This window comes from Maricaulis sp., assembly GCF_039978735.1.
In the GTDB taxonomy this organism is placed as follows: domain Bacteria; phylum Pseudomonadota; class Alphaproteobacteria; order Caulobacterales; family Maricaulaceae; genus Maricaulis.
On sequence record NZ_JBDWAS010000045.1, the window covers coordinates 1 to 16759 of the forward strand.

The following is a 16759-nucleotide window of genomic DNA, read 5'->3' on the forward strand; positions in this document are numbered from 1 at the left end:
GCGCATCCAGATCCTTGCTGAAGCGAGAGCGATTGCGGCGAGGAAGTTGGCGGCATGCTTGTCGAAGCGCGTTGCGATCCGCCTGAACTGCTTGAGTTTGCAGAAGAAACGTTCGACTAGATTGCGCTGCCGATAGAGCTCGCGGGGCACGGTGCGCTGGAGGCGCACGCGGCTCTGGGTGGGAAAATGCGCCACACCGCCGCGCGCCTGCACGCGCTGGACCAGGGCGAGGCTGTCATAGCCGCGGTCGGCGATCACGCAGCCTGGCGGCAGCGTGTCGAGCAGGAGGGGCGCGACCGTCTTGTCGGCGGCCTGACCGGGCGAGATGACGAGCCGGACCGGCAGGCCGTCCTGGTCGACCACGGCGTGGATCTTGGTGCTCAGTCCGCCACGAGAACGGCCGATGGCGTGATCCGGGCCCCCTTTTTTCCACCGGCGGCGTGCTGGTGGGCGCGGACGATGGAACTGTCGATCAGCTGCAGGGACTGAGGCGAGCGCCGCGCCAGTTCCTCGAACACTTTCAGCCAGATGCCGCGCTTGGCCCAGCGGTTGAACCGGTTATAGACCGTCGTGTACGGACCGTAGCGACCCGGCAGGTCGCGCCAGGGTGCCCCCGTCCGCAGGACATAGAAAATCCCGTTCACCACACGCCGGTCGTCCACCCGGTGCTTGCCGCGGCCCGGCCCGGGCAGGAGCGGCGAAACAATCGCCCACTCCTCGTCACTCAAATCATAGCGCGCCATCTTCGCCTCCTGGCTCAAACGCCCACGCCAAGAGTGAATCATGCGTCGCTCAATCTGAGAATCCCCGAATTGGGTACAGACTCTAATCGCCCGATAACCGGTCGAACCGGTTGATCACGGTATAGTTCGAGCCTTCCGAGACGGCGTAGACGATGTCTGCCCAGCCATCGGCATTGAGATCGCCGACGCTGAGATTATAGCTGTCGGCCGGGTCGGCCCCGATCTCGACCGTCTCGAACCCGTCCGGCCGGTTGAGATAGACGCGGTTGGTCACGCCCGAATTGGCAATGGCGATGTCGAGGCGTCCGTCATGGTCGAAATCGGCGGTGTCGAGGCCGAACACCACATCGCTGTCCGAGCCGAAACGCCGGATCGTGCCGAAACCGCCCGTCCCGTCATTCTCGAAGATCACGCTTTGCGCTTCCATGCCGCCGGCGAGAATGTCGGCATGCCCGTCGCCATTGATGTCCGCCACGGCGACCGCGCGGATCTCCATCTCCAGCGCCGCCCCCAGCATATCCGGCGCAGCAAAACCGCCGCCGGGCTGGCCACGATAGACCGGCACGCCCTCGCCACCGCGGTTGGAGAAGACGAGGTCGGCATGGCCGTCGCCATCAAGATCGGCGATCGCGGCCTGGATGGTCTGGTATTCACCGGGCAGTTCGACCGGATCGGCAAAGCGGCCGGTACCGTCATTGAGGAAGTAGCGATTGGCCTCGCCGCGCTGCACCAGGACAAGATCGCTGTCGCCATCACCATCCAGATCGGCGGCGGCGATGCTGCGCGCCTGGGCGACGGGACCGATCTCGCGCGCCTCGTCGAAATTGCCCCGGCCGTCATTGAAGAGCAGGAGGACCGGCAGGAGATCGCGCGCAATCGCCGCGTCCAGATCGCCATCGCCGTCCAGATCGGCCAGCGCCGCTTCATAGCCAGTCGCACGGTCCGGCCCGGCATCGCGGGCCGAGCGGAAGAAACCCATGCCGTTATTGAGGAAAACCTCGTCCTGCTGGATCCAGTGACGGCCATTGACGGCAAACCCGTCCAGATCGCCATCCCCGTCCAGATCCCCCAGATTGACCGAAGCCGTCAGGGCCGTTTCGTCCCCGAAATAATTATAGGGATGCAGCCAGAAGGCCTCGTCCTGGGCATGGGCCGGAAAGCCCAGCATCGCCGCCAGGCCTGCCGCCATCAGGGTTGGTTTCATGAATTCAGTCCTCCCTCGTGTTCGCTGCACGCTAAAGGCAGCGCCCGGCGGCAGCCAGTTACAGTTTGGACGGGACACAAGAAACCCCGCCGGCAGGACCGGCGAGGTCTCGTCTTTGCTGGCGGGCGGCCGCTAGCCCGGCCGTCCATCCTGTGTCACAGCATACCATTCGACCTGCCGCGTCAGAACCATGGCCGAAGCCAGCGCCAGGAACGCCATCACCGCCCCCACGAGCAGGGCATAGTCCTCGACCATGAGCAGCAGGAATTGCGTGATATAGACCACGCCCATGGCAGCGCCCGTGGCAGTGCCCAACGGCCGGCTGGAGAAGGCATTCATCGCATAAAATCCGCTCAGCCCGACCGTCGCCAGGGTCGCAAGAGCGAAGGCCGGAACGACATTGACGTGCTCGGACAGCGCCAGCAGTAGCAAGTAGAAGACGACCTGGGCGATGCCCATCAGCATGTACTGCACAGGATGGATTCGCTGGCCCGTGCGTGCCTCGATAAGGAAGACGCACAGCATCAGGAGGCCGACAAAGAACAGTCCGTATTTCAGGGCACGGCCGACACGCTGATAGCCGCCGGCGGGCGAAACCAGCGACACTCCGAAGGCCTGTTCTTCCAACGTCGCCGCATCGCCGGACCGCGGCTGCCAGACCGCCGGAACGCCGCGCGCCAGATAGGGAACCGTCCAGCTTGCCCGGAAACCATCCGGCCCGATCTCGCTGGTATCCGGGAGGAAACCGCCCGTGAAAGCCGGATGCTGCCAGTTGGAAACCAGCGAGACCTGCGTGTCGCGGCCGATTGCCGTCACTTTCAGGCTGGAAGCGCCGGTCAGGCCGGTTTCCAGATCGAAGGCGAGCCGTTGCCCAGGCGCGATACTGCCCAGCGGCGCACTGATACCCCGCCACCCGTCGCCATCGATCGGGGAACCGGGCTCGAAATCCAGCCGTCCGCGGCCCGGAATGGTGAGGTCGACACGGCGGCTGATGGCGCGCAGATCATTGACGATCACCACGATGCCGGCGGCAGACCAGTCCAGTTCTGCCCTGTCGGGGATCTGCGATGCGAGTTCCGGCACGACAAACGCACCGCTGGCGCGAATATCGAGCGTGTAGACCGGAATATCGTAGATACCGCGATGACGCATCTCGACGGTCTGATCCAGAGCAATCTCGATGGTGTCCGGCGAAACGAGAAGGTGACGGGTCTCCAGACCCGTGCGGCTGAGCTGCCGCCCGTCGCGGGTTTCGTGGATCGTCGTCTGGAAACTGTAGGGAATGACGAGGAATGGGCCGCGCAAGGTTTGCGGGCCACCGACCGACCGGCTCACCTCGCCGATCGCCTCCGCCTCCCGGCTCGATCGCTCCCAGGACAGAATGCCGACGAGAGATAGCGGAATACCGAGCAGGATGACGATCCCGCCCAGGAGAATGAGTTTGAGGCCGAGCGCACGGCCGCGGGTTATGCCTGTCATGAAAGTCCCTTCCCTGTACCAGTCGCAACCCCCGATAGCGGCGCATTGGGTGCGCAAGAGGACAGATTCTGGGCGGGACGCCCCAATTGATGGCGCAGGGAAGGCACGGCACAAGAAACCCCGCCGGCAGGACCGGCGGGGTTGATTGTTCGCGGCGATACGGAGGCGGTCAGCCTTCGCGTTCGGCCATCATCTTCTTGATCTCGCCGATCGCCTTGGCCGGGTTGAGACCCTTCGGGCAGACCTGGGCGCAGTTCATGATGGTGTGGCAGCGATAGAGCTTGAACGGATCGTTGAGATCGTCCAGCCGCTCGCCCTTGGCTTCGTCGCGGCTGTCGGCCAGCCAGCGATAGGCCTGCAGCAGCGCGGCCGGGCCGTAATACTTGTCGCCATTCCACCAGTAGGAGGGGCAGGCCGTGGAGCACGAGGCGCACATGATGCACTCATAAAGCCCGTCCAGCTGCTCGCGGTCTTCCGGGCTCTGCTGCCATTCCTTTTCCGGCGCCGGCGTATCGGTCTTCAGATACGGCTTGATGGCGGCGTGCTGGGCGTAGAAATCGGTGAGGTCGGGCACCAGGTCGCGCACCACCGGCTGGTGGGGCAGCGGCGAGATGGTGATCGTGCCGTTATACTCGTCGATGCCCGAGGTGCAGGCGATGGTGTTGCGCCCGCCGATATTCATCGAGCAGGAGCCGCAAACGCCCTCGCGGCAGGACCGGCGGAAGGCCAGCGTCGAGTCGACATTGTTCTTGATCCAGATCAGCGCGTCGAGAACCATCGGCCCGCAATCATCCATGTCCACCTTGTAGGTGTCCCAGGTGGGATTGCCGCCCGCTTCCGGGTCATAGCGGTAGATGCGGAAGGTGCGCGTATTCCTGGCGCCATCCGGTGCCGCGTGGGTCTTGCCCTTCTTGGGCTGGGAACCGCGGGGAAGTGTCAGCTGAACCATGAGGGTCCTCGTTCAGTTCACGGCGCGCTTGTCGCGCGGAATCATCAGTTTCAGGCCGGACCAGACATCGGTGACGGCACAGACTTTCACATCGACCAGATCGATCGGCAGGGCGACCTCGCGAATGACATCCTCGGTCATGTCGGTCGCCACTTTCGACGCCTTCTTGGGCCAGGAGACCCAGATCATGCCGTCGGGCCGGATCGCTGCGCGCAGGCGCGGCAGATCGGTTTCGAACTCGGCGCGCACCCTGGTGAAATAGTGCACGAAATCGAGTGCATCGCCGGCCTCGGCCTGATCCTGCTCGCGCGCGAACAGGGCGGCCGAACGCAGATCGTCCAGCTCCGCCGGCAGGCCGAGAAACGCCACCGCCTGCCCGTCCTTGAGACCGAGCTTTTTGGGCAGGGGCGTCCCCGAATATCCGGCGGTCGCAGCCATCGATCAGTACACCCGGGCCTTCGGCTCGATATAGGCGATGTCGTTGGACATCGTGTAGGTGTGCACCGGGCGGTAGTCGATCTTCACATTGCCCTTGTCGTCGCACCAGGCGAGCGTGTGCTTCATCCAGGTCTCGTCATTGCGGTCCGGGAAGTCCTCGCGGGCATGGGCGCCGCGGCTTTCCTCGCGATTGGCCGCCCCGTTCACCGTCACCGCGGCCTGGCTGACCAGATTGTCCAGCTCCAGGGTTTCCATCAGATCCGTATTCCAGATCATGGTGCGGTCGGTGACCGAGATGTCCGGCAGGCCGGTATAGACCTGCTTGATCGCCTCGACGCCCTCATTGAGAACCTCGCCGGTCCGGAACACCGCGCAGTTGTTCTGCATGGCCCGCTGCATCTCGAGGCGAAGCTTGGCGGTCGGCGTGCCGCCCTTGGCATTGCGGTACTTGTCCAGCCGGTCCAGCGAGATCTGGCCGTCCGTGGCCTTCAGCTCCGGCTGGGTCGCGCCCGCCGTCACCGTCTCGCCGACGCGCAGGCCGGCAGCGCGGCCGAACACCACGAGGTCGATCAGCGAGTTCGAGCCCAGGCGGTTGGCGCCGTGCACCGACACGCAGGCCGCTTCGCCGACAGCCATCAGGCCCGGCACGACCGCATCGGGATCGTCGCCCACCTTGGTGAGGACCTCACCGTGATAATTCGTCGGGATGCCGCCCATATTGTAGTGCACGGTCGGCAGCACCGGGATCGGCTCCTTGGTCACATCGACACCGGCGAAGATGCGCGCGCTTTCGGAAATGCCCGGCAGGCGCTCGTGCAGGATGTCCGGATCGAGGTGATCCAGGTGCAGGTGGATGTGATCCTTGCCAGCACCGACACCGCGGCCTTCGCGGATTTCCATCGTCATCGAGCGCGAGACGACATCGCGGGAGGCCAGGTCCTTGGCGGACGGCGCATAGCGCTCCATGAAGCGCTCGCCTTCCGAATTGGTCAGATAACCGCCTTCGCCGCGGGCGCCCTCGGTGATCAGGCAGCCGGCGCCATAGATGCCGGTCGGGTGGAATTGCACGAATTCCATGTCCTGCAGCGGCAGGCCGGCGCGCAGCACCATGGCATTGCCGTCGCCCGTGCAAGTGTGTGCGGACGTGGCGGAGAAATAGGCGCGGCCATAGCCGCCGGTCGCCAGGATCACGGTCTGGGCGCGGAAACGGTGCAGCGTGCCATCGTCCAGCTTCCAGGCGGTGATGCCGCGGCAGGCGCCCTCATCGTCCATGATCAGGTCGAGGGCGAAATACTCGATGAAGAACTCGGTCTCGTTGCGCACGGACTGGCCGTACAGCGTGTGCAGGATGGCGTGGCCGGTCCTGTCGGCGGCGGCGCAGGTGCGCTGCACCGGGCCTTCGCCGTAATTGCGCGTCATGCCGCCGAAGGCACGCTGATAGATCTTGCCGTCCTCGGTGCGCGAGAAGGGCACGCCCCAGTGTTCCAGCTCGTACACGGCTTCCGGTGCGTTGCGGCACAGATATTCGATCGAGTCCTGGTCGCCCAGCCAGTCCGACCCTTTCACGGTGTCGTACATGTGCCAGCGCCAGTCGTCCTCGCCCATATTGCCCAGCGAGGCGGAGATGCCGCCCTGCGCCGCGACGGTGTGCGAGCGGGTCGGGAAGACCTTGGTGATGCAGGCAGTCTTCAGACCGGCCTGCGAGGCGCCCAGGGCAGCGCGGAGGCCCGAGCCGCCGGCGCCGACGACCACGACGTCATAGGTGTGATCGATCCAGTTGTATTCGGCCATCGTGTTTCGTGTCCGTTACAGAGCGAGCTTGAGAAGGGCGAAGGCCGTGATCAGCCACAGCCCGGCCGCGATGAAAGTGTTGCCCAGCACCAGCAGCGTCTTGGTGAAGGGCTTGTGGATATAGTCCTCGATCACTTCCAGCATGCCGGTGCGCATGTGGGCGAGACCGGCGGTCAGCGTCAGCAGGGTGACAATGGCGCCGGCCGGCGAGGCCAGGAAGGCGCGCGTGGCCAGCGGGTCCGGCGCGCCGGACATGGCCAGCATCCACACGAAGACCGGCGCCAGGAAGAACAGCGCGATCGCGGTGATACGGTGGGAAATCCAGTGGCTGGCGCCGTGCCCTGATGCGCCGAGACCGCGGACCTTCGAGGCGGGCGTACGATAATCGCTCATGCTCACGCTCCCAGGTTCAGCCAGAGAAGGGCCGTCGGAATGACCGCCGCAATGATGATGAGGTAGGAGCGCAGGTTGGAACCGGCCGGATCGTAGCCCTTGCCGAAATCCCACACCAGGTGGCGCAGCCCGTTCAGCCAGTGATAGCTGATGCAATAGGTCAGGAGGATCAGGCCGAAGCGCGTCACCCAGGCCATCCAGCCCTCGAACAGGAAGCCCACCCAGCCCTCGGCCCCGAAGGCCAGCAGGATGATCCAGACGGAAATGGCGACGGCGCCGATATAATTGGCGATCCCGGTTGCGCGGTGGAGAATGGACGACGCCATCGTCGCGTGCCAGCGCCAGACCTGCAGGTGCGGCGACATGGGACGCGGATCAGACCAGTCGGAAGCCATGAGGCAGCCTTTCGATAACTATCCGGATAAGCCGCGTCCGACGCCCCCGTCGAAGCGGTATGTCAGTAATTGTGCAGCACAATAGGCCGCAAAGTGTCAGGGTCAACGCACACAGCGCTTACCGCTGACAACATCCAGACATTCCGGCGGGTTGTTCGGAATCGTTCTCATCGGAGCACGGTTCCGAACAACCCGTATGGTGTCCGCCTACTCCATCCGCAGATGTTCGGGCAGGCGTTCTTCATGGACCTGCCCGTCCTCGACATAGACCGTGCCCGCCTTCATCACGAAATCCACGTTCTGCAACAGGCTGGGATAGGTCAGGAGGTCGCCGTCAACGGCAATGATGTCGGCCATCATGCCCGGTGCAATCGTGCCGACCCGGTCCTGCACCCCCATGAAGACGGCGGCCCAATAGGTCGAGGAGCGGATCGCATCCATCACCGGCACGTCCAGTTCGCGCGTCCAGATGTCGAACTCGTTCCAGGTCGACTGGCAGTGGAATTTCATCGGGATACCGCTGTCCGTGCCCAGCAGCATCACCACACCGGCCTCGCGCAATTGCTCGAACTTGCGGCGCAGGGTCGGTGCGCGCAGCGGGGTGAGCTGGGTATATTCCAGACGTTCGGGATGCTGGATCGAGGCCTCGATGTCGGCAATCGTGTCGTCGCGCAGCCCGCGGTGCCAGCAATCGCTGTCGAGAAACTCGTCATTTTCCCGGGTGCGGGTGTAGTTCCACAGCCCCTCGATCGTCGGCGTCCAGAACAAGGGCCCGCCGGAGACCCGGCCCCGCGCCGTCCGGTCGCGCAGCGCCGTCATCACTTCCGGCGGATATTCCGGTGCCGTGGTCAGGCCGGTATGCTCGAAATTGTCGATGCCGATCTCCAGGCCGCGCAGGATTTCCGCCGGTCTGTGGGAATGGCCGACCACGCGCAGGCCGCGGGCATGCGCCTCCTCGACGACCGCCCGCGCCTCTTCGGGTTCCAGAAGGTCCTGGTCGACAAACTTGATCACATCAACGCCGGCATCGGCGAGATCGCGCACATGCTGGCGCGCGTCGCGCACGGAATCCACGCCCCAGCGGAAAGCCTCCGTGCCCGGATAGGGCTGGTGCTGGATGAAGGGACCGGACACATAGAGCGTGGGCCCGGGCAGCTCACCGGCATTGATCCGGTCGCGCACCGAGATCGACGGCTCCAGCGGCGCGCCGAGATCGCGCGCCGAGGTGATGCCGGCCAGCAGGAGCTGCACCGCCGAGGCGGGCATGATCTCGTCTTCCAGCCGGTCGATATAGACCCGGTCCCAGTGTTCATAATCGGAATGGCCGGTCAGCATGAGATGGGCATGCATCTCCCACAGCCCCGGCATGACGGTCATCCCCTCGGTCGAGATCACCTCATAGCCGTCGGGAATGGCCGTATTGTCCTGGTTGCCGACCGCGATGATGCGGTCATCCTCGACAAGGATCACGCTGTCATGGACCACCGGCCCGCCATAACCGTCGATCAGCGTCCCGCCCACCAGCGCCTGGCGCCCGTCGGCCTGCGCCGCCGCAGCGACTCCCAGCGCCAGTACCGGCGCCACAACAAGTTCCGATATCTTCATGCCCGTCTCCCTCACGATGGCGCAACTGTCCAACACGCTCTTTGAGAAGGCAAATCGAAGATGGATTTCCCTTGGCGCCGGTCTAGATTGAGGCGGGGAAACGAGGAGACGTCCAATGCCGACACCGCAACGCACCGCCGTCGTTACCGGCGCATCGACCGGGATCGGTCATGCCTGCGCGGCCCGGCTCGCCGCAGAGGGCTGGCGGGTCTTTGCCGGCGTGCGCAAGACCGCCGATGCCGAACGGCTGACCGCCGAGCTGGGCGATGCCGTTGTGCCGCTGATCATGGATGTCACCGACACCGCGACCGTAATGGCCGCCGCAGAGACCGTCCGTACGGCGCTCGCCGGGCGCACCCTGGACGGGCTGGTCAATAATGCCGGCATCGCCGTGGCCGGCCCGATGCTCAACGTGCCGCTGGAGGATTTCCAGCAGCAGATGGACGTCAACGTCACCGGCATTGTCCGCGTCACCCAGGCCTTCGGCCCCTTGCTCGGCGTGGATGAAAGCCTGGAAGGCGGGCCGGGCCGCATCGTCATGATGTCCTCGGTCGCCGGCGAAATGGCCGCGCCCTTCCTGGGCCCCTATTCGGCCTCCAAACATGCCGTCGAGGGCCTGTCCAAGGCGCTGAGGCGCGAACTGATGCTGTACGGGATCCAGGTCGTGGTGATCGGCCCGGGCGCGGTGGCGACACCGATCTGGGCCAAGGCCGAGGAGATCGACGCCGAGCCCTATCGCGAGACGCGCTTCTATGACGCCCTGTTGCGGATCCGCGGCTGGATGGCCAAGAACGGACCGGAGGGTTTCCCGCCGGAAAAGATCGCCGACCGTGTCTTCCGTTCGCTGACTGAGGACAAGCCGCGCCTGCGCTATGCCATCGTGCCCCAGCGCCTGACCAACTGGTCCCTGCCCAAACTCCTGCCTGGCCGCCTGGTCGACAACATGGTGGCCAAACGCGTCGGCCTGCAGCGCAAATACCGCTGAGCCGCTGGTCCTCGCCCTTGATGGGCGTGGGGGAGTGGGTGACTTTCCCAGGACAAGAAACGCGTCGCGTTTCACCCCTTCCGTCCCTTCGGGACACCTTCCCCATCAAGGGGAAGGACGGTGTGGCAGCATACGCTTGGAGGTGTGCCATCTCTTCACAGCTTTGCTTGCCCCGCGGGAAGGCGCGCGCCATTCTGCGTGCGGTGTCCGCACCCGGCCGGGCACCGACAGGGGAGAGATTGCATGACACATCCGGTCGTTCGAGTGGCGCTGGCCGGCGCCTCCATCCTGGTGATTGCCGCCTGCAATGATGCAGGCTCCCTGACGCCGGAGGCGAATGCCGCCGCGGCGGTCCGCCAAGACGAGGGCACACCGGAAGCGGCACCCGCCGCCGATCCGGCCGCCAGCGAGGCCTTCGCATCGCTGGTCGAGGATTACGAGGCCTTCCAGCGGGAGAACAGCCTGGGCCGCCGCGCCCGCGACGGCGATCTCGAGGCGATGAGCCAGTGGCCGGACGTGTCCGCGGAACACCAGGCCGAGGAAACCGCGCAGGAAGCGGCCTTCCTGGAACGGCTGGAAGCGATCGATCGTGCCGGTCTGAACCGCAATGACCGCGTCTCCTACGACGTGCTGGACTATTCGCTGCGCTTCAGCGTCGAGCTGGCGCCCTTCGACACCGCGCGCACGCCCTTCCTGAACGATAGCGGCTTCTTCACCGCGCCGACCTATGCCGCCGCGTCGACCCGGCCGCGCAATGCCGAACAGGGCGAGGCTTGGATTGCCCGCCTGCGCAACCTGCCGGACTATTTCCAGGCCAATATCGACTGGATGAACCAGGGTCTGGAAGACGGCTTCACCCAGCCGCGCCTGATCGCCGAGCTGGCCGCCTCGCAGATCGAGGCGCTGACCGATGCCGATACGCTGACCGGCATCCTGATCGCCCCGGTCGATGCCCTGCCGGCCGGCATGCCCGAGGCCGAGCGCGACCGCCTGCGCGCCGAGACCGAGGCCGCCATCGCCGAGGCCGCCCTGCCGGCCTATGAAAACCTGCTCGCCTATTTCCGCGACACCTATATCCCGCAGACCCGCGAGAGCCTGGGCATTTCCGACGTGCCGCAGGGCCGCGAATACTACCAGACCCTGGTGCGCTACCACACGACGCTGGATACCTCGCCGGAAGAGGTTCACCAGCGCGGCCTCAACGAAGTCGCCCGCATCCGCGAAGAGATGGACGCCGTCATCGCCGAGACCGGTTTCGAGGGCACGTTCGCGGAATTCCTGCACTTCCTGCGCACCGACCCGCAATTCTACGCCGAAACGCCGGAAGAATTGCTGATGCACGCCGCCTGGATCGCCAAGCGCGCCGACGACCAGATGCCGCGCTTCTTCGGCCACCTGCCGCGCCTGCCTTACGGCGTGCGCCCCGTGCCGGACACGATGGCGCCGACCTATACGACCGGCCGCTATTGGGGTGGCGATCTCGAGAACGGCGTAGCCGGCGGCTATATGGTCAACACCTATGACCTGTCCCAGCGCCCGCTCTACACCCTGCCGGCGCTGACCGTGCACGAAGCCGTGCCGGGCCATCACCACCAGATCTCGATTGCCGCGGAGCTGGAGGACGTGCCGGATTTCCGCCGCAACACCTATATCACCGCCTTCGGCGAGGGCTGGGGCCTGTATACCGAGAACCTGGCCATCGATATGGGCCTCTACACCACGCCCTACGAGGATTTCGGCCGGCTGACCTATGAGATGTGGCGCGCCTGCCGGCTCGTGGTCGATACCGGCATCCACTATATGGGCTGGACCCGCGAACAGGCCGAAGCCTGTTTCCTGGAGAACTCCGCCCTTGCCCCGCACAATATCCGCACCGAGGTGCAGCGCTATATCTCCTGGCCGGGCCAGGCTCTCGCTTACAAGTCCGGCGAGCTCCTGATGCGCGATCTGCGCCGCCAGGCCGAGGAACGCCTGGGCGCCGATTTCGACATCCGCGAATTCCACGACACCCTCCTGCGCGACGGCGCCATGCCGCTCTCCGCACTGGAAGAAAAAATGCTCGCCTGGATCGAGGACGAAGCGGCGGAGACGGGAGAGGAATAGGTGCGCTTTGTCATCCCGGCCGGATAGCCCGCGAAGGCGGGCTGTAGGGCCGGGACCCATACGCGCCAGATCCGGCCGTAAGCAAACGCGATTTCAGAGACAGCAAGGATCAGCACCGGGATTATAGGTCCCGGACTTCCGCCCGGCCCGAGGCCGGGCATCCATCCGGGATGACAACTTGCTTGGGGATTTTCCTTGATGACCAATCTCGCCTTTGCCCTCACCGACTTCCTCGTCGTCATCGGCGTCATCGCCGGCCTCTGGCGTCTGTGGCCGCAGCGGCGGCATGGCGAGGTGCGGATGATCCGGATGGGGCTGGTGCTGATGGCGCTGGCTGCCCTTGTCGGCACGATCCGTTTTGCCTCGGGCGAGGTCGACGGTCCGCTGGCAACAGCACACAGCATCGCCAGCAATTATGCGGCCGCCGCGGGGCTTCTGCTGATCGCCACCGGTCTCGCCCTGACCGCCTTTCGCGTGCGCCTGCCTGCAGGCGTAACCCGATATATCCGTATGGGCATTCCCGTTTTCATTGCCTTCCTGCTGGTTTTTCCCGGCTCGGATACGCTCCTCGGCGCCCTGCCCGCCCTTGCCCTTCTGATCGGCCTGGCCGGCGCCGGTGCGCTGCTGACCCGGCGCGACTGGCCGGCGGGCCTGGTCTGGCTGGCCGCCTTCGGCCTTCTGGCCTTTGCCTCGCTGGCGATCGGCGGCAGCCGCGAGGCCACCACGCTGGGCCTCGCCAACTGGCACATCTATCACACCCTCCTGGGCATCTGGGCGGTGCTGACGGGCGAGGGCGCGCGGCGGCTGTTTTCGGGTCGAGGCTGAGGGCCCCGCAAGGGTCCGGCCGGCCGATTTCGCATACCCGTCCCGCGCTCATAATTGACCGCACCGCTTGACGGCGCGGCAGCGCGTGGCCACTTATCCGCCCTCCATGAGCACCCATGACGACAACCCCGCCGCCTCCGGGGCCGATACGCCGCCGACGCGGGATCCGGTCACCGATGAAAGCCTCGACATTCTCACCTTCGGCTGCCGGCTGAATGCGTGGGAAAGCGAGGTCATGCGCAAGCATGCGCGCGAGCAGGGGCTGACCAATACCATCCTGGTCAACACCTGCGCCGTCACCAATGAGGCCGTGCGCCAGGCCCGCCAGCACATCCGCCGCGCCCGGCGCGAAAATCCCGATGCCAAGATCATCGTCACCGGCTGTGCGGCCCAGGTCGATCCGGACATGTTCGGCCGGATGCCGGAAGTCGATCGCGTGGTCGGCAATGACGACAAGCTGAAAGCGGAAACCTTTGCCCCCGCCACCCTGCTCGGCGGCACCGAGAAGGTACGCGTCAACGACATCATGAGCGTCACAGAGACGGCCGGCCATCTGGTGGAAGGCATGGAGGGCCGCGCCCGCGCCTATGTCCAGGTGCAGAATGGCTGCGACCATCGCTGCACCTTCTGCATCATCCCCTATGGCCGCGGCAATTCGCGCTCCGTACCGCTGGGCGAAGTGGTCGACCAGATCAGGACGCTGGTCGATGCGGGCCATTCCGAAGTCGTGCTGACCGGGGTCGATCTCACCTCCTGGGGCGAGGACCTGCCCGGTAATCCGCCGCTCGGACGCCTCGTCCAGGCGATCCTGAAACATGTGCCCGACCTGCCGCGCCTGCGCCTGTCCTCCATCGACGCGATCGAGATCGACGATGCCCTGTTCGAGGCCGTTACCGGCGAGCCGCGCGTGGCGCCCTATCTGCATCTCTCGCTGCAGGCCGGCGACGACATGATCCTCAAGCGCATGAAGCGGCGCCATCTGCGTGGCGACGCGATTGCGCTGTGCGAACGGCTCAAGGCCGCCCGGCCGGAGATCGCCTTCGGTGCCGACATGATCGCCGGTTTCCCGACCGAGACCGAGGCGATGTTCGAGAACTCGATCCGCCTGGTCGACGAGTGCCAGCTGGCCTATCTGCACGTCTTCCCGTTCTCGCCGCGCCCCGGCACGCCGGCCGCGCGCATGCCGCAGCTGGAACGCGCCATCATCAAGGACCGCGCCAACCGGCTGCGCGCCAAGGCCGACGAGGCGCTGCAGCGCCATCTCGACGGCATGATCGGACGTGTCAGCGCTGCTCTCGTGGAAAAGCCGGGCTTTGCCCGCGCCGGCAATTTCGCCGGCATCCGCATTCCCGAAGCCGAAGTGCCGCGGGCCGGCGCCCTTGTCGATATCGACGTGACCGGGCATGACGGGCGCGAACTGCAGGGGGTCATCGCCGGATGAGCGAGAAGAAACCGGGCTTCTTTTCCCGGCTGGCGCAGGGGCTGCGACGCTCCTCGACCCAGCTGGGCGACAGCGTCACCGCCATTTTCACCAAGCGCAGGCTCGACGCCGCCGCGCTGGAGGAGCTGGAAGACGCGCTGATCGCCGCCGATCTCGGTGCCGCCGCCGCGGCACGGGTCACCGAACGCCTCGCGCGCGACCGGTTCGACAAGGAAGTGTCCGACGAAGAGGTCCGCGCGGCGCTCGCAGATGTGGTCGGCGAGACACTTATGCCACTCCAATGTGAGCTCAATGTCACCGGTATGTCACCGCAAGTGGTGGTCTTTGTCGGCGTCAACGGGTCAGGAAAGACCACCACGCTCGGCAAGATTGCCGTCAAGCTGAAGCGCGAGGGCCACAACCCGCTCCTCGCCGCCGGCGACACATTCCGCGCCGCCGCGATCGAGCAGGTCTCGGTCTGGGGGGAGCGCGCCGGGGCGCCCGTGATCAAGCGCGAGATCGGTGCCGACGCGGCCGGTCTCGCCTTCGACGCGCTGGAAACAGCCGAGCGCGACGGGCATGACGTCGTGCTGATCGACACGGCCGGCCGGCTGCAGAACAAGGCCGAGCTGATGGATGAGCTGCGCAAGGTCATCCGCGTCATCAAGAAGAAGATGCCCGAGGCCCCGCACCATGTTGTCCTGGTGCTGGACGGCACGGTCGGGTCGAACGCGGTTTCCCAGGCCGAGGCCTTTCTGGAAGCCGCCAATGTCACCGGCGTGGTGATGACCAAGCTGGACGGAACGGCCAAGGGCGGCGCCCTGGTGCAGGTCGCGGAAAAATTCAAACTGCCCATCCATTATATCGGCATCGGCGAAGGCGAAGAGGATCTCCAGCCCTTCTCCGCCCGCGACTTCTCCCGCGCCCTGGCGGGTCTGGAGGACTGAGAGAACATATGGACGAGATTGAGGTGGTACCAACCGAGCAGCTTTTCGTCGCACCTTCGGTACTAGAAGAGCGCTTGCAGCCTCTCGGAGTAATTTCCGGTGGCGTCCTTTTCCGGAAGGCCGCTGGAGACATCCCGCAAGTTCTGAATCTCATCGGCGATCTGAAGGCTTGGCTCGCGTTGGGGATTGCCACCTACGCCACCTCTTTCATCGCGAAGATCGCCCAGCAAAACGCCGATACCCTGCTGAAGGCTTTGAGAGAGACTCAAACACCGAATGATCCCGATCCAATCATTTCTATAGTCGACGCGCTTGCCGCGGCACGAACAGCGGAGCCCTTGGATTTCACACCGATCATTGAAGTTCAAACAGGTAAAAATATTGAAATTAGGCTGATTTTAGAAACCCATAGTGACATTGAAACAGCTATCGCCATTTCTAAATTTTTCGATTCTATTGAAAAAATATCTGAAGACATAAAAAGTTCTCTCGAGAACAATTCAGAAAATTCAGCATACGCCGTCGCGAAGCTACAGAATGACGAGGTGTTGTCCGTCGAATGGCTAGTTGGAGCGGATGTTCATGAAAAGCGCTCTTATTGACGGCACCACAATCACTCAAGTTTCCGAGCTACAATGTTAGCCGCGACGCTGGCCATGCTGGGCTCGGCCGCCGCGCATTCGGGCATGACCCTGCTGACCAAACAGGCCGAAGACAAGCTGGTCTTCCGCGGCCTGACCCTGGCCTTTGTCGGCCTGGCCTTCCTGCCCTGGCTCATCACCCAGCCCCTGCCGCCCTGGGAGGTCTGGCGCTTCCTGCTCGCCGGTACGGCGGTGATCTGGGCCTACAACATGCTGATGATCGCCGCCTTCAGTCATGGTGACATGAATCTGGCCTATCCGGTGATGCGCGGCAGCGCGCCGGCCCTGGCAGCCCTGGCAGCCTTTGTCTTCCTGGAAGAAGCCGTCTCCGCCGGACAGCTCGCAGGCCTGGCTATTGCCTGTGCCGCGCTGATCGGTTTTGCCTGGCCCGAACGCGACGGCACGCCGAAGGCGAAAGTCCTCCTCCTGGCCCTGGCAGCAGCCTCCATGACCGCCGCCTATACCGTGATCGACGCCTCCGGCGTGCGCGAGAGCGGCCGCATCCTGGTCTATCTGGGCTGGTTCTTCGTCCTGTCCATCGTCACCATCCTTCCGACAGCGATCCTGCGACGGGGCCGCGCCTTCTGGCCGGCGGCCAAACGCGAAGCCCGTCCCGCCCTTTATTCAACCATATTCAACGCCTCGACCTACGGGCTGGCCCTCTACGCCTACGCCTCGGCGCCCGTTGCGCCGATGGCCGCCCTGCGGGAATTGTCGATCGTGTTCGGGGCCGTTCTGGCCGCCCTCGTGCTGAAGGAACCGTTCGGCCTGCGGCGGACAGTGCTTGCAATCTGCCTCGCCGCCGGGCTCGTATTGCTTCAGGTGATGTAACCAGCCGAGC

At 64.9% G+C, this 16759-nt stretch carries 16 protein-coding genes; 7 read left to right on the forward strand and 9 right to left on the reverse strand.

The features are described 5' to 3' along the window. The 9 genes from ABJO18_RS12555 to ABJO18_RS12595 all read right to left on the reverse strand — a co-directional run. A protein-coding gene (locus tag ABJO18_RS12555) for an IS5 family transposase (protein ID WP_348507962.1) occupies positions 1 to 743 on the reverse strand; the annotation gives its coding sequence in 2 pieces (ribosomal slippage) (positions 1 to 419 and positions 419 to 743; 744 coding nt annotated over the 2 pieces). This gene is flagged as partial in the annotation. 82 nt (positions 744 to 825) lie between these two features. Further along, the gene (locus ABJO18_RS12560; RefSeq protein ID WP_348507961.1) at positions 826 to 1947 is read right to left on the reverse strand and encodes a VCBS repeat-containing protein; all 1122 of its coding nucleotides are present in this window, start codon (positions 1945 to 1947) and stop codon (positions 826 to 828) included. Positions 1948 to 2079: 132 nt separating this feature from the next. Next, positions 2080 to 3426 carry a cell envelope integrity protein CreD gene (gene creD / locus ABJO18_RS12565; protein ID WP_348507960.1) on the reverse strand — a complete coding sequence of 449 codons (1347 nt, stop codon included), beginning with the start codon at positions 3424 to 3426 and terminating at the stop codon, positions 2080 to 2082. A 169-nt stretch (positions 3427 to 3595) separates the two neighbouring features. Beyond that, positions 3596 to 4375, reverse strand: a complete 780-nt coding sequence (locus ABJO18_RS12570; protein ID WP_348507959.1) for a succinate dehydrogenase iron-sulfur subunit — start codon at positions 4373 to 4375, stop codon at positions 3596 to 3598. A gap of 12 nt (positions 4376 to 4387) precedes the next feature. Next, positions 4388 to 4813, reverse strand: coding sequence for a DUF3052 domain-containing protein (locus tag ABJO18_RS12575; RefSeq protein ID WP_348507958.1), 426 nt, complete (start codon positions 4811 to 4813; stop codon positions 4388 to 4390). Between the two features lie 3 nt (positions 4814 to 4816). Then, positions 4817 to 6604 (reverse strand): succinate dehydrogenase flavoprotein subunit, encoded by a 1788-nt coding sequence (gene sdhA / locus ABJO18_RS12580; protein ID WP_348507957.1) that lies wholly within the window; start codon positions 6602 to 6604, stop codon positions 4817 to 4819. Positions 6605 to 6619: 15 nt separating this feature from the next. Next, positions 6620 to 6997 carry a succinate dehydrogenase, hydrophobic membrane anchor protein gene (gene sdhD, locus ABJO18_RS12585; RefSeq protein WP_348507956.1) on the reverse strand — a complete coding sequence of 126 codons (378 nt, stop codon included), beginning with the start codon at positions 6995 to 6997 and terminating at the stop codon, positions 6620 to 6622. A 2-nt stretch (positions 6998 to 6999) separates the two neighbouring features. Further along, the gene (sdhC, locus tag ABJO18_RS12590) at positions 7000 to 7392 is read right to left on the reverse strand and encodes a succinate dehydrogenase, cytochrome b556 subunit (protein ID WP_348507955.1); all 393 of its coding nucleotides are present in this window, start codon (positions 7390 to 7392) and stop codon (positions 7000 to 7002) included. A 207-nt stretch (positions 7393 to 7599) separates the two neighbouring features. After that, a complete protein-coding gene (locus ABJO18_RS12595) occupies positions 7600 to 8997 on the reverse strand; it encodes an amidohydrolase family protein (RefSeq protein ID WP_348507954.1) in 1398 nt (465 codons plus the stop codon). A gap of 115 nt (positions 8998 to 9112) precedes the next feature. Between ABJO18_RS12595 and ABJO18_RS12600 the strand changes: the two genes are divergently transcribed. From ABJO18_RS12600 to ABJO18_RS12630, 7 genes are all read left to right on the forward strand, one after another. After that, positions 9113 to 9982 (forward strand): SDR family oxidoreductase, encoded by an 870-nt coding sequence (locus ABJO18_RS12600; protein ID WP_348507953.1) that lies wholly within the window; start codon positions 9113 to 9115, stop codon positions 9980 to 9982. A gap of 243 nt (positions 9983 to 10225) precedes the next feature. Continuing rightward, the gene (locus ABJO18_RS12605; protein ID WP_348507952.1) at positions 10226 to 12085 is read left to right on the forward strand and encodes a DUF885 domain-containing protein; all 1860 of its coding nucleotides are present in this window, start codon (positions 10226 to 10228) and stop codon (positions 12083 to 12085) included. A gap of 198 nt (positions 12086 to 12283) precedes the next feature. Beyond that, positions 12284 to 12910 (forward strand): hypothetical protein, encoded by a 627-nt coding sequence (locus tag ABJO18_RS12610; RefSeq protein ID WP_348507951.1) that lies wholly within the window; start codon positions 12284 to 12286, stop codon positions 12908 to 12910. 106 nt (positions 12911 to 13016) lie between these two features. Next, complete coding sequence (gene mtaB / locus ABJO18_RS12615) at positions 13017 to 14351, forward strand: tRNA (N(6)-L-threonylcarbamoyladenosine(37)-C(2))-methylthiotransferase MtaB (RefSeq protein ID WP_348507963.1); 1335 nt, start codon at positions 13017 to 13019, stop codon at positions 14349 to 14351. After that, positions 14348 to 15277 (forward strand): signal recognition particle-docking protein FtsY, encoded by a 930-nt coding sequence (gene ftsY / locus ABJO18_RS12620; protein WP_348507950.1) that lies wholly within the window; start codon positions 14348 to 14350, stop codon positions 15275 to 15277. Before mtaB ends, ftsY begins: the two co-directional genes overlap by 4 nt. Before the next feature lie 8 nt (positions 15278 to 15285). Beyond that, a complete protein-coding gene (locus tag ABJO18_RS12625) occupies positions 15286 to 15879 on the forward strand; it encodes a hypothetical protein (protein ID WP_348507949.1) in 594 nt (197 codons plus the stop codon). Between the two features lie 33 nt (positions 15880 to 15912). Then, positions 15913 to 16749 carry a DMT family transporter gene (locus ABJO18_RS12630; protein ID WP_348507948.1) on the forward strand — a complete coding sequence of 279 codons (837 nt, stop codon included), beginning with the start codon at positions 15913 to 15915 and terminating at the stop codon, positions 16747 to 16749. Positions 16750 to 16759: the final 10 nt, after the last annotated feature.